At 65.4% G+C, this 12947-nt stretch carries 12 protein-coding genes and 1 tRNA gene; 2 read left to right on the top strand and 11 right to left on the bottom strand.

Features of this window, described 5'->3' with window-relative positions:
- Nucleotides 1-167 precede the first annotated feature (167 nt).
- From AUR04nite_RS12535 to AUR04nite_RS12485, 11 genes are all read right to left on the bottom strand, one after another.
- On the bottom strand, nucleotides 168-1007 hold the full coding sequence (locus AUR04nite_RS12535; protein WP_246055520.1) for a PhzF family phenazine biosynthesis protein: 840 nt from the start codon (nucleotides 1005-1007) through the stop codon (nucleotides 168-170).
- 82 nt (nucleotides 1008-1089) lie between these two features.
- A tRNA-Pro gene (locus AUR04nite_RS12530) sits at nucleotides 1090-1166 on the bottom strand.
- 102 nt (nucleotides 1167-1268) lie between these two features.
- Nucleotides 1269-2801: a ribosome biogenesis GTPase Der gene (der, locus tag AUR04nite_RS12525; RefSeq protein ID WP_141365538.1), complete on the bottom strand. Its 1533-nt coding sequence runs from the start codon at nucleotides 2799-2801 to the stop codon at nucleotides 1269-1271.
- Between the two features lie 65 nt (nucleotides 2802-2866).
- Nucleotides 2867-3547: a (d)CMP kinase gene (cmk, locus tag AUR04nite_RS12520; protein WP_407646698.1), complete on the bottom strand. Its 681-nt coding sequence runs from the start codon at nucleotides 3545-3547 to the stop codon at nucleotides 2867-2869.
- Nucleotides 3544-4644, bottom strand: a complete 1101-nt coding sequence (locus AUR04nite_RS12515; RefSeq protein ID WP_141365534.1) for a prephenate dehydrogenase — start codon at nucleotides 4642-4644, stop codon at nucleotides 3544-3546. The genes cmk and AUR04nite_RS12515 overlap by 4 nt, the downstream gene beginning before the upstream one ends.
- A 5-nt stretch (nucleotides 4645-4649) precedes the next feature.
- On the bottom strand, nucleotides 4650-5786 hold the full coding sequence (locus tag AUR04nite_RS12510; protein ID WP_141365532.1) for a pseudouridine synthase: 1137 nt from the start codon (nucleotides 5784-5786) through the stop codon (nucleotides 4650-4652).
- 101 nt (nucleotides 5787-5887) lie between these two features.
- Nucleotides 5888-6478: an SMC-Scp complex subunit ScpB gene (gene scpB, locus AUR04nite_RS12505; protein ID WP_141365530.1), complete on the bottom strand. Its 591-nt coding sequence runs from the start codon at nucleotides 6476-6478 to the stop codon at nucleotides 5888-5890.
- Entirely contained in the window at nucleotides 6471-7391 is a 921-nt protein-coding gene (locus AUR04nite_RS12500) for a segregation and condensation protein A (RefSeq protein WP_141365528.1), read from the bottom strand. The genes scpB and AUR04nite_RS12500 overlap by 8 nt, the downstream gene beginning before the upstream one ends.
- Nucleotides 7391-8287, bottom strand: a complete 897-nt coding sequence (locus tag AUR04nite_RS12495; protein ID WP_141365526.1) for a ParA family protein — start codon at nucleotides 8285-8287, stop codon at nucleotides 7391-7393. The genes AUR04nite_RS12500 and AUR04nite_RS12495 overlap by 1 nt, the downstream gene beginning before the upstream one ends.
- Nucleotides 8288-8486: 199 nt before the next feature.
- Entirely contained in the window at nucleotides 8487-8897 is a 411-nt protein-coding gene (locus tag AUR04nite_RS12490) for a cytidine deaminase family protein (RefSeq protein WP_141365524.1), read from the bottom strand.
- Between the two features lie 89 nt (nucleotides 8898-8986).
- Nucleotides 8987-10282, bottom strand: a complete 1296-nt coding sequence (locus AUR04nite_RS12485; RefSeq protein ID WP_141365522.1) for a cation:dicarboxylate symporter family transporter — start codon at nucleotides 10280-10282, stop codon at nucleotides 8987-8989.
- Between the two features lie 215 nt (nucleotides 10283-10497).
- Here AUR04nite_RS12485 and AUR04nite_RS12480 point away from each other — a divergent pair, with 215 nt between their 5' ends.
- Together AUR04nite_RS12480 and AUR04nite_RS12475 are read left to right on the top strand one after the other, a co-directional pair.
- Nucleotides 10498-12183, top strand: a complete 1686-nt coding sequence (locus AUR04nite_RS12480; protein WP_141365520.1) for a sensor histidine kinase — start codon at nucleotides 10498-10500, stop codon at nucleotides 12181-12183.
- Nucleotides 12184-12203: 20 nt separating this feature from the next.
- A complete protein-coding gene (locus tag AUR04nite_RS12475; RefSeq protein ID WP_141365518.1) occupies nucleotides 12204-12923 on the top strand; it encodes a response regulator in 720 nt (239 codons plus the stop codon).
- Nucleotides 12924-12947 lie beyond the last annotated feature (24 nt).

Genomic DNA, 12947 nt, shown 5'->3' with positions numbered 1-12947 from the left:
CGCTGGACGGGCGAGGGATGCCGCGAGCTGCGATGCAGCTGGCGGCGGACCGTGGTGCGCAGCGGTGCTGGACGCAAGACGGTCATTAGTTGAACAGCGTACCCATGGGTACAAGCCTAGGCGCGGCGCCGGGTTCTGGCAATCGCCTCGATCACATTGGCGCGGCCCTAGATGTCGATGTGCCCGTCGATCAGGGTTGCCGCCGCGCCTCCGGTCCATAGCAGGCCCTCATCCAGCGTGAAGTCGACGCGTCCAAGATGCCCCATCGCCGTGCCCTGTCGATTTGAAAAGGGCAGCGCCGCCCGGCCGCTGTCCACGAGCCATTGGGCAATGCCCGCGTTCAGGCTTCCGGTGACCGGATCCTCGCGCAGCGCGCCGTGGTTGAAGTTGAAGGCCCGGACCTCGAATGCCGCATCCGATCCCCCGGGCAGGGCGCCGACGACGCCGATCTTCCATTTTTGGCGGTGCGCCGAGGCATCTGGTTTCAAGTCCAGCACCGTTTGCGCGCTGTCGAGCAGTACCGCGCTCCAGCCCGGCCCGTTGTCCACCCACTGGGTGGCAAGGATCTGGGAGTCATCAACGCCCAGGATGGCGCGCACGGCCTCGCGGCGCTGGGCGTCGAATTCACCGGTCCGCTGCAGCGGCGGGGACACAAAGGCGTATCCAGCGGCCCCGAATTTCACCGGGACGATTCCTGCGGCGCACTGGGCGTGGATCTTCCCCGGCACCCGCGGGGCGCCGCCGGCGGCCAGCCAGGCATGGGCGGTACCCAGGGTGGGGTGGCCGGCAAAGGGGAACTCCGTGTCTCCGGAGAAGATCCTGAACCGGTAGTCGGCTGCGCGCTCCTGAGTGGGGAGGATGAAGGTGACCTCGGAGAGGTTCGACCAGCGGGAGTAGTCGCGCATCTGCTCATCGCTCAGTCCGCTCCCGTCCAGCACCACGCCCAGCGGATTGCCCTTGAACGGGTGGCCGCTGAAGACATCGACCTGCATAAAACGGCGCTTCACTACATCTGCTCCTGTGGTTGTGGCCCGCGCTGCAAGACGGCAAAACCCCGGCAAGCATCTCTGCTTGCCGGGGTTGCGCGGTTGGTCGGGCTAACAAGATTTGAACTTGCGACCTCCTGACCCCCAGTCAGGCGCGCTACCAAGCTGCGCCATAGCCCGATGCCTCCGCAGCCGTTATCCCCAAGTCGTGAGAACCAAGGGTGCCGTCTGCGAAAAGCTCCGTTATTACCCTACACCAAGTCGGCAGGTAATTTCGAACTGCTAGCGATTGCGGCCGCGGCGTTCGCGGATGCGCATCGAAACTTCGATCGGGCTGCCCTCGAAACCAAAGGTCTCGCGCAGGCGGCGGGTGATGAAGCGGCGGTAGCCCGGATCCAGGAATCCTGTGGTGAACAACACGAAGCGCGGCGGACGGGCCGAGGCCTGGGTGCCGAACAGGATGCGCGGCTGCTTGCCTCCGCGCACCGGGTGCGGGTGGGCCGCGACAAGCTCGCCGAGGAAGGCGTTGAGCTTGCCGGTGGGGATGCGCTTGTCCCAGGATTCCAGCGACTTGTTCAGCGCCGGGATCAGCTTGTCCTTGTGCCAGCCGGTCTTCGCCGAGATGTTCACGCGCGGCGCCCACTCAATGTGGGCCAGGTCCAGCTCGATTTCCTGCTCCAAGTAGTAGCGGCGGTCCTCGTCCACCTCGTCCCACTTGTTGTAGACGACCACCAGGGCGCGGCCGGCCTCGATGGCCAGCTGGATGATGCGCACGTCCTGTTCGGAAACGCGTTCGTTGGCCGCAAGCAGCACCACGGCGACCTCTGCCTTTTCAAGGGCGGCCTGGGTGCGCAGCGAAGCGTAGTAGTCCGAGCCCACCGCCATGTGCTGGCGGCGGCGGATGCCGGCGGTGTCGACGAAGCGCCAGACTTCCCCGCCCAGCTCGATCAGCTCGTCAACAGGGTCGCGGGTGGTGCCCGCGTAGTCGTCGACGACCACGCGCTCGGAGCCTGCCAGCTTGTTCAGCAGCGAGCTCTTGCCCACGTTCGGACGGCCGATCAGCGCGATGCGGCGCGGGCCACCCGAAGGGATCAGGCCGCCGTAGGCCGAATGCTCGGGCAGCTTCTCCATGACCGCGTCCAGAAGGTCTGCGGCGCCGCGGCCGTGCAGCGCGGAAACCGGCCATGGCTGGCCGAAGCCCAGGCCCCAGAGCACTGCTGCTTCTGCTTCCTGGTTGAAGTCGTCCACCTTGTTGGCCACCAGGAAGACCGGCTTGCCCTTCTTGCGCAGCATCTTGACCACTGCCTCGTCGGTGGCGGTGGCGCCCACGTGGGCGTCGACCACGAAGAGGATCGCGTCGGCCACGTCGGCGGCGATCTCCGCCTGGTCGGCCACCGAGGCGTGGATGCCCTTGGCGTCGTGCTCCCAGCCGCCGGTGTCAACGATGGTGAACGGACGGCCCATCCATTCAGCGGAGTAGGACACGCGGTCGCGGGTCACGCCAGGGGTGTCTTCCACCACTGCCTCGCGGCGGCCGATGATGCGGTTGACCAGGGTGGACTTGCCAACGTTGGGGCGTCCGATGACTGCCAGCACCGGCGGGATGACCACGTCTGCGTCATCGTCGTCGTACTCGTCCAGGCCGGCGAGCAGGGCTGCGTCTTCTTCGTCCAGGTCGTAGTCGTCCAGGCCGGAGAGCAGCGCCTGCGTGCGGATGGCTGCATCCTCATCGCTCAGTTCGGCAAGGCGCTCGGCGATATCGTCGTCTCCAACGGGGATGTAGTCCTCGTCGTGGGTGGAGTTGTTTTCGCTCATGATTTTCCCTTCACAGCGATTGTCATCTTCATCGGCTCCCGCCGAGGATGGGCACCAGCTCGAGGCTAGTTTTTCTTAGCCGCCTGCACTGCGTCAAGCACTGCGGCGATGGTCTGTTCAAAGTCGAGGTCCGAGGAGTCGACGGTCATTACACCGTCGGCTGCTTCGGTGAAGTTCACGACGGTGGAGTCCTTGGCGTCGCGGGCAAGCACCTGAGCCTCAAGCTGCGCGTCGTTCTGGGTGCCGCCCAGCTGCAAGCCGCGGCGGCGCAGTCGCGCCTCTTCGGAGGCGGTGAGCAGGATGCGGGCGTCGGCGTCGGGGGCCACCACGGTGGTGATGTCGCGGCCTTCGGCGACGATGCGCTCATTGGCTGCGATGATTTCCTGCTGGCGGCGCACCAGTTCGGCGCGGGCCTCCAGGTTGGTGGCCACCGCGGAGACGTTCTCGGAGATGCGCGGCTCGCGGATGGCCTGCGTGACGTCCTGGCCTGCGATCTGCACCAGCTCGGCATCCGGGTCCACCGAGATCTGAAGCTGCGCATCGCGCACCGCCTGGGCCACAGCTGCGGCATCGTTGAGGTCGGCTCCCTCGGCCAGCACCGAGAAGGTGATGGCGCGGTACATGGCGCCGGTGTCCAGGTAAGCGGCGTTCAGGGTGCGGGCCACGGCCTTGGAGACCGAGGACTTGCCCGAACCGCTGGGTCCGTCAATTGCTACTACGATGCGGCCGTTTTCTACGCTGCTCACTGGGCAACCTTCCATCCGTTGAAAGTCAGTACGTTGATAAGTTCGTCGCGCCGTCCCGGAACCACCGAGACGTCGACCATGCCGACCTGGTGGCCTGCCGAGTGGTCCATGCGCAAGTCTTCGATGTTGATCCCCGCCTGCCCGATCTGGGTCAGCAGGGCCGCGATCTGGCCGGGCTTGTCGTCAATGACGACGGTGACCAGGGCAAAGGCCTGCGGCGGGGCGCCGTGCTTGCCCGGAATTCGGGCCTTGCCTGCATTGCCCTCGGTCATCAGCTGGGACAAGTCCAGCAGCGCGCCCGGCTCGCCGGGGTGCTGCAGGGTGTTGATCAGGCGGTCCAGGTCTTCTTTCATCCCTTCCAGGATCGGCACCAGCGCCTTGGCATTGTGCGAGAAGATCTGGATCCACAGCTTCTCATCGCTGGCCGCGATGCGCGTGGTGTCGCGCAGCCCGTTGCCCGCCAGGGCCAGCTGGTGGCCCTCGGCGTTCAGCAGCCGAGAGGCGATCATGGAGCTGGCGGCCTGCGGGAAGTGGCTAATCAGGGCGACGGATTCGTCGTGCTCTTTCACGCTCATGCGGTGCATGGTCGCGCCCAGGTCGATGGCCAACGATTCGGCGACCTTGACCCGTTCGGCGGCGGCCTGCTCATGGGCGCAGATCACCCACGGCATGGCGGTGAACAGCTCGCCGCGCGCAGCGGCGGGGCCTGACTTTTCGCGACCTGCCATCGGGTGGGTGCCCACGTAGCGGGAGGTTTCCGCCGGGCCCAGGCGCGGGTCGGCCAGCACCGCGTCGAGGATCGAGCCCTTGACGCTGGCGATGTCCACCACGGTGGCGTTCGGGTAGGCCAGCAGCGCGTCGCCCACCAGGGCCGCGGTGACATCCGGCGGGGCGCCAATCACTACGAGCTCCGGTGCGATCTTTGCATGCTCCAGCACCACGCCGGCGCCGATGTCCTGGGCCACGCCCTGGGCGGTCGGCGAGATGTCCTGCAGGTAGACGCCCACGCCCTTGGCGCGCAGGCCAAGTCCGATGGAGGTGCCCAGCAGGCCGGTGCCGATGACCAGCACCGGTCCGGCGAGATGTGAAGTTGCCATGCGAATTACATTCCTACCATTTTCATCAGGTGGCCGACTTCCTGGTTGCCCAGGGAGCGGATGGTGCCCTGCTTCTGGTCGCCGAGCTGGATCGGGCCGATGGCCACGCGCACCAGGCGCTGGACCGGGAAGCCGACGGCGTCGAACATGCGGCGCACAATGCGGTTGCGGCCCGAGTGCAGGGTCACTTCCACCATCACGTGCTTCGGGGACTGGTCGATCAGCTTGAAGTCGTCGACCTTGATCCAGCCGTCCTCCAGCTTGATGCCGTCACGCAGCTGCTTGCCCACGGAGCGCGGCAGCGGGCCGGGAACCTGCACCAGGTAGGTCTTGGGGACCTCGTACTTGGGGTGCTGCAGGCGGTTGGCCAGCTCGCCGTCATTGGTCAGGATCAGCAGGCCCTCGGTCTTGTAGTCGAGGCGGCCGACGTGGAACAGGCGCTGGGAGTGGTGCTCGTTCTTAAAGTAGTCGGAGATCACGCGGCGGCCCTCTGGGTCGTCCATCGTGCACATCACGTGCTTGGGCTTGTTGAAGACGTAGTAGCGGGTGGCCTTGCTCAGCTGGATGCGCATGCCGTCCACGTGGATCGAATCCTTTTCGGGGTCCACGCGGCTGCCCAGCTCCACGACCAGGTTGCCGTTGACCTCTACGCGGCCTTCGAGGATCATCTCCTCGCAGACGCGGCGCGATGCAACGCCGGCGTTGGCCATGGCCTTCTGCAGGCGGATGCCGTCCTGCGACTCGCCGAACGCGGCGCGGTTGGCCTGGCTTTCGGCCCGGGCCTGGGCGCGGGCGCGCTGGGTCGGGCGGGCGTAGTTGGTCGGCACGGAATTGCCGAAGCGCTCCTTGGCGAAGGCGCGCTCGGAGTTCTTGCGCACTGCCGAGGTATTGCGCTTGGCCGAGCCGCTGGCGGACTTGGAACCGGCTGCCGGCTTGCCGAAAGGCTTGGCATCGGCGGACTTGCCGTAGGGCTTGGCCGAACCTACGCCCGGACGTCCCGGCTTGGAGCCGAAGGACTTGCCGCCGCTGGACTTGCCGCCCGTTGGCTTGGAGCCCTGGCCGCCGCGGCCGCCGGAGCTCTTGCCGCCGAAGTTCGAATTGTTGCCGCGTGGGGTGCGGCCGGAGGATGATCCCCTGCTCATGCTAAACATGTCCCTTGCTGTTACGTGTTCGCGAGTTCTTCTGCCCGGTGCGGGCAGCACTCTGCGCTGGTCCTTGAAGCGGTGCCGCGCTGCGGCGCCGCTTAGTCGTCGTAGGTTGCCGAATCCAGCGATTCGAGATCCGCCACCCCTGGCAGATACGGGGACAGCGCAGGCAGCTCATCCAGCGAGCCCAATCCCAGTCGTTCCAGGAAGTATTCGGTGGTCTGGTACAGCGTTGCGCCGCCATCGCCCATTTCCGGATACTCGGTAATCAATCCGCGGGTGAGCAGCGTGCGCACCACCGAATCGACGTTGACACCTCGAATCGCCGAAATACGTCCACGCGAGACCGGCTGTCGGTAAGCGATGACAGCCAGAGTTTCTAGGGCGGCCTGAGACAGGCGTGCTGTTTGCCCGTCGAGCACATAACTGGAGACGAAATCGGCATAATCGGCCCGCGAATAGAAGCGCCACCCGGAGGCGACGCGACGAAGTTCAAATCCCCGCGGTCGATCCTTACTATCATACTCGGTCGCCAGCTTCTCCAGGGCGGCGGCCACCCGGGCCACCGGCACCTCGAAGATCTGGGCCAAACGCGCCGAAGTTACGGGGGAATCGGCGACCATCAGCACCGCTTCCAACCCTGATTCAAGCCCTCCGGGCAGCTGGTCTATGGGTGCAATCTCACTCATGATCCCCCTCACCCTCCGACGCGTCGTAGTCGTCCTGCACCGCTTCGGCGTCAAAGTCCGACTCCCCTGCCAGGCTGATCTGCAGGTCTCCCAGCGGGTGCTGCTGTTCAAACACGATGACCTTCTGGCGGAACATCTCCAGCAGGGCCAGGAAGCGCACAACGACGACCAGGTGGAGCTGCGCGTCGGCCACCAGCGCGGTGAAGTCCATGGCGCCGTGCTCGCGGAGCATCCCCGCGATGGCCTCCGCCTCTGCGGCGATGGTGACATTCGCGCCGTGCAGGTGGCCCAGCCCCACCTCGGTCTGCGGCTCGGGCTTGGGCTCCAGCGCGGCGGCCGCGATCTGGGCGAAACGCTGCGCGGAAATGTTGAAGACCAGTTCGGGCAGCAGCGCCGCAAACTGCGGCTCCAACGCCACCTCGCGCGGCTTGCGGGCGCCCTCCGACTCATAGCGCCCGCCTAGGAATTCGGCGGCAGTTTTGAAGGCCTTGTACTGCAGCAGCCGGGCAAAGAGCAGATCCCTTGCTTCAAGCAGCTCGAAGTCTTCTTCGTCTGCCATCTCCCCGCGTGGCAGCAGCCGGGCGGCTTTTAGGTCCAGCAGCGTGGAGGCGACCACCAGGAATTCTGTGGTTTCATCCAGCACCTTCATCCCGTCATCGCCCTCGTAAAGGCTTCTTGCCTGCAGCTCGCGCAGGTAGGCGATGAACTCGTCCGTGACCTCCGCCAGCGCGACCTCGGTGATGTCCAGCTCGCGCTTGGTGATCAGGTGCAGCAGCACGTCGAAGGGGCCGTTGAAGTTGTCCAGGGCAAGGCGAAAACCGCCAGCCGATTCCTCGGCCCCGCTCTCGGGGTCCGTGGCAGGTGAATCGGCGGCGGTTTGCACGCTGGGTTCTTCGCGCAGTACTGCGCTCATTACGGGGCGCCGCCGCGCCAGATCAGCTCCCGCGCCAGGCTGCGGTAGGCCTCGGCGCCAGGATGGTTCGCCGCATAGGTGGTGATCGGCTCGGCCGCGACATTCGCGTCGGCGAACTTGATGGTCCGCTTGATGACGGTCTCGAACAGCTTTTCGCCGAAGGCCTCGTCCAGTCGGGTGATGACTTCGCGGCTGTGCAGGGTGCGTGGGTCGTACATGGTGGCCAGCACGCCGTCCAGCTCCAGTACCTGGTTCAGCCGGTCCTTGACCTTGTCGATGGTTTCCATCAGCAGGGCCACCGCGCGCAGGGCAAAAAACTCTGCGGTCAGCGGGATGATGACGCCGTGGGCGGCGGTCAGCGCGTTGATGGTCAGCAGGCCCAGCGAAGGCTGGCAGTCGATGAGCACGACGTCGTAGTCGTCAATCACGTTGCGCAGCTCGCGTTCGAGCACCTGCTCGCGGGCTACCTCGTTGACCAGCTGCACTTCGGCGGCGGAGAGGTCGATGTTTGCCGGCAGCAGGTCGATGTTCTCGACATCGGTGTGCAAAATGGCGTCGGTGATCTTCACGTTGCGGTCCATCAACACGTTGTAGACGGTGATGTCCATTTCATGGGGGTTGGTGCCGAAGCCTGCCGACAATGCGCCCTGCGGGTCGAAGTCAACCAGCAGCACCTTGCGTCCGTACTCGGCGAGCGCAGCGGCCAGGTTGATGGTGGACGTGGTCTTGCCAACGCCGCCCTTCTGGTTCACCATGGCGATCACGCGCGCTGGACCGTGCGAAGGCAGCGGTGCAGGGACGGGGAATTCGGACAACGGCTTGCCAGTGGGGCCTAAGGGGCGCGGCTCCTTGAGCATTCCCGCGCCGCGGACCTTGCTTCCCTGTTCCTCGCTCACGATGGGTCAACCACACTTCCCGTTGATTTAAGACAAAACTCTGAGCTCAGCGCTCCATTCAAGATTATCTTCCAGCACCGACTTTAACTATTTTTTGTCCCGTTCTACGGCGAGCCTTTACCTTGAACCTTAACTCAAACGTTGTATGGAAGCTGGGTGGATCCTTCGTCCCAACGCAATGGTCGGCCCGGTTCTAGCCTCAGGAGCTCTGGGCGGCGTTCCAGTCGAAGCCATAGGGCAACAGCTCCTGGATTTCCATGCTTTTCACACCCTGACTGGTGGGAGTGATGACACGAATCTGCGGGTAGTTGTCTGACATGATTTGGCGGCAGCGCCCACACGGCGCTTTGACCCCGCGCCCGGCGTTTCCAACAGCGACGATCAGTTGCGGGTTGCGGGCGCCGGAGGCCCGCGCGGCGCCCAGCGCGACAAGCTCCGCACAGGGGCCTCCGGTGAAATGGTAGAAATTGACTCCCACATGGACCCTGCCCTGCTCATCAAGCACCGCGCAGCCCATGGTGTGGAAGCCGTCGCCATGCTCATCGGCGTCGGTGTGCTTCTCGATGACTTCTCGCGCGGCCTCGATCAGCTGTAATTCTTCTGGGCTCATGCCCCGAGCCTAGCCGCTGGCCCAAGACGCAGAAAATCCGCTGCCTCAGCTTTGGCTGCGGCAGCGGATTTTCGATGATCACACGTGGGCTAGTGCATGCTTTCTTCCAGCATTGCCTCGTCGAACGGGCGTTCGCCGGAAAGTACTGCCTTGGCCTGCTCCAGATCGACTTCCTTGGTCCACTTGCCGATCAGCAAGGTCGCCACGGCGTTGCCGGTGAAGTTGGTCAGTGCGCGGGCCTCGGACATGAACTTGTCGATGCCCACGATCACGCCCATGCCTCCGAGCAGCTCGGGGCGGTGGGCCTGCAGGCCGGCGGCCAGCGTGGCAAGGCCTGCGCCGGTGACGCCTGCGGCGCCCTTGGAAGCAATGATCATGAACACCAGCAGGCCAATCTGCTGTCCCAGGTTCATCGGCATGTCCATTGCAGTGGAGACGAACAGGGCTGACATGGTCAGGTAGATGGCGGTGCCGTCGAGGTTGAAGGAGTAGCCGGTGGGAACGGTGATGCCCACGACCGGCTTGGAGACTCCGACGTGTTCCATCTTGGCGATCAGTCGGGGCAGCGCGGTCTCCGAAGAGGAGGTAGAGAAGATCAGCAGGTATTCGCGGGCCAGGTACTTCAGCAGCGCGAAGATGTTCAGCCCGGTCACCACCTTCAGCAGGGTGCCCAGGACCACGACGATGAAGATGATGCAGGTCAGGTAGAAGGCGCCCATCAGGATCGCCATAGAGCCGATCGCGGCCCAGCCGGTGGCGCCAACCACTGCGGCGATCGCTCCAAACGCGCCCAGCGGCGCAACCCACATGATCATCATCATGATGCGGAAGACGACCTTCTGGATGGCCTGGATGCCGTGCAGCACCGGCTCTCCGGACTTGCCCATGCCCTGCAGCGCGAAGCCGACCAGCAGTGCAACCACGAGGGTCGGCAGCACCGGGATGTCGCCGGGAATCAGCGACATGAAGAAGTCGACGGTGCCGTTGGAGGCCTTCGGCTTGTTCGGGTCGTAGGGCTGCAGGTCGAGCCCCGACCCGGGGTGGATGATGTTGCCGACGATCAGACCCAGGGCCAGGGCAAAGGTGGACATCGTCAGGAAGTACAGCAGCGCCAGGCCGCCGACCTTGCCCACGGTGGCAGCCTTGGCGATGGAGCCGATGCCCAGCACGATGGTGCAGAAGATGACAGGTGCGATGATCATCTTGATCAGCGCCACGAAGCCGTCGCCCAGGGGCTTAAGCGCCTTGCCCAGATCCGGGGCGATCAGGCCGATCGCCGCGCCGAGGATGACAGCGGCGATCACTGAGATGTACAGCCAGTGGGTCTTGTCTTTTTTCTTCGCCTGCCCGGAAGCGGCGGGCGGGGTCTGTTCGGCGATAGCCATGGGTTCAACCAACCTTGTGCGTGTGAAAGCCTGCGCAGCTTCATTGCTGCGAAGGCGGTGGGTAAGATCGTCAAATCCATGGTGCGCCCCATCGTGATGTTCATCTCCTTTGCGTTCATATTGGTCATGCGGCGCTTAAGATCAGGCACCCGTTGGCTGGATACTGGTGTTGCGCAGGGGCGTTGGCGCCGGGCTGTTATACGAAGGGCAGGGCAATGAGCGACCACTTTCTCGACTCCGGAACGGCCAGCGCCGCGGCCAATGAACCGGCCCCGCTCTCCCGCGACGGCTGGTCCCTGGCGCTGCTGATCTTCATCGGGCAGATGCTGGTGATGCTGCTGCTGGTCTCAGGGCTTGGCTTCGCCGCCTACCAGCAGCAAAACAAGGTGATCCTCGCCGACCGGCAGTCCACCGTCGCCGCGATCACCGTCACCCTGGCCAACGACCCGTTCGTGGGCAGCGCGCTGAGCTCGAAGAACCCCACCGAACAGCTGCAGCCCTATGTCCAGAAGGTCCTGGACCGGGCCGAATCGGTGGACTTCATCACGATCATGACCCCCGACGCCATCCGCGTCACCCACCCGGACCCATCACAGATCGGTAAGAAGTACATTGGCTCCACTGCGCAGGCGCTGGCCGGGCAGACCTACAACGAGCAGGCCACGGGCACCTTGGGAAATTCGGTGCGCACCATCGCCCCGGTCTACCGGGACGGCCAGCTGGTGGGGATGGTCTCCAGCGGCTTCACCATGCACAACCTGCAGCTGATCTACCGCAGCGAGCTGCCGCAGATCCTGCTGTTCTCAGCGCTGGCGCTGCTGCTGGCGGGCTTCACCTCCTGGCTGTTCTCCCGCTATGTCAACCAGGCAACGCTGGGCTTCGGCCCGGCCGGGCTGCGCCGGCTCTATGCCTTCTACTTCTCCGCGCTGCATTCGGTCCAGGAAGGTCTCGTGCTGCTGGACCGGCGGCACCGCATCGTGCTCTACAACCAGGAGGCTGCCAGGCTGCTGCGGCTGCCCGAACAGGTGCCGGCCGAGGGGCTGGACCCGGGCCAGACGGCCATGCCCGAAACCCTGGCGGAACTGATGCGCACCGGGCGCAGCTGCAAGGACGAAATCCATCTGGGCATGGACACAGTGCTCTCGGTGTCCCAGTCCCCCGCACGCCTGTCCAACGCCAAGCTGCCGCGCCGCGGCAGGGCCCGCTGGCACTGGTTCGGCACCGCCCCGCTGACCGGCCAGGTCCTCACCTTGAAGGATTTGACCGAGGTGCAGGAGCTGGCCGGCGAGGTGCGCTCGCTGAAGACTTTCTCCACCGCGCTGCGGGCGCAGACGCACGAGCATGCCAACCGGCTGCACACCATCGCAGCGCTGATCGAGAACGGCAGGGCCGACGAAGCGCTGGAATTCGCGGTAGACGACCGCCAGCACTCCCAGCAGCTGACCGACGCGATCGTGCACAGCATCGACGATGTGTACCTGTCGAGCCTGCTGGTGGCCAAGGCCGCCCAGGCCCACGAGCGCGGGGTGCGCCTGGACATCACCGCGCACGGCACGGTGCCCAACGACGTCTTCCACGCCACGGACCTGGTCACCATCGTCGGCAACTTGCTGGACAATGCGCTGGACGTCTCCGTGGGCACCGCCGAGGCCACCGTCTGGGTGGAGGTCAGCGTGCTGGATAACGAGCTGATGATCCTGGTGGCGGACTCCGGACCGGGCATCGAGCCGGAGTTCCTGGAGAACCTGCTGCGCCTGGGCGTGAGCACCAAGGAGGGGGTGCTGCCGCGCGGGCTGGGGCTCGCGCTGGTCCAGCAGGCGGTGCTGCGCCTGGGTGGCACAATAAGTGTTGACAACGACGCCGGGGCGATCTTCACCGTGAGCCTGCCAATGGCCGCTTGAGAACGGGGTGAAAGGAACGGATGGGCACAGCCGATCAGCAGAAGGCGCTCAGGGTGCTGGTAGTGGACGACGAGCCGGGCACCGCCGCCGCCCACGCGGCCTATGTGGATCGCGTGCCGGGATTCACCGCCGCCGCCACCGCCGAAAGCGGCCAACAGGCCCTGGCGCTGCTGGACCAGGCCCAGGCCGCGGGGCGAGGATTCGACCTGGTGCTGCTGGACATGACGCTGCCGGACCTGCACGGGATCGACGTGGCCAAGCGGATGCGCGGCCGCGGGCTGACCACTGACATCATCGCCATCACCGCGGTGCGGGACCTAGGCGTCGTGCGCTCGGCGGTGGCCACCGGCATTACCCAGTACCTGATCAAGCCCTTCACCTTCGCGGTCTTCGCCGAAAAGCTTGAAAACCACCGCAGGTTCATTGCCGGCATGCAGGCCGGCGGAACCGACACCAGCCAGGCCGCGCTGGACCACGCCTTCTCGGCGCTGCGCAGCGCCGGCGCCTCCAGCACCCTGCCCAAGGGGCTGATCCCCGAAACACTGAACGCCATCGGCGAATTCCTGGCGGCGCACCGCGGGCAGGCATTTTCAGCCACCGAACTGGCCGCCGCCCTGGGCATGTCCCGGGTCACCGCCCGCCGTTACCTGGAGCACCTGGCCGAGGGCAACAACGCCGTCAAACAGCCCCGGCACGGAACCCGCGGGCGCCCGGAGTACGAATACCAGGCCCGCAGCTAGGGCGCATATCACCGCGCAGGCTGC

The sequence above is a fragment of the Glutamicibacter uratoxydans genome (genome assembly GCF_006539925.1).
GTDB classification, from domain to species: Bacteria; Actinomycetota; Actinomycetes; order Actinomycetales; family Micrococcaceae; genus Glutamicibacter; species Glutamicibacter uratoxydans.
Note: the sequence above shows the minus strand (reverse complement) of the source record. Positions and strands in the feature narration are given on the sequence as shown.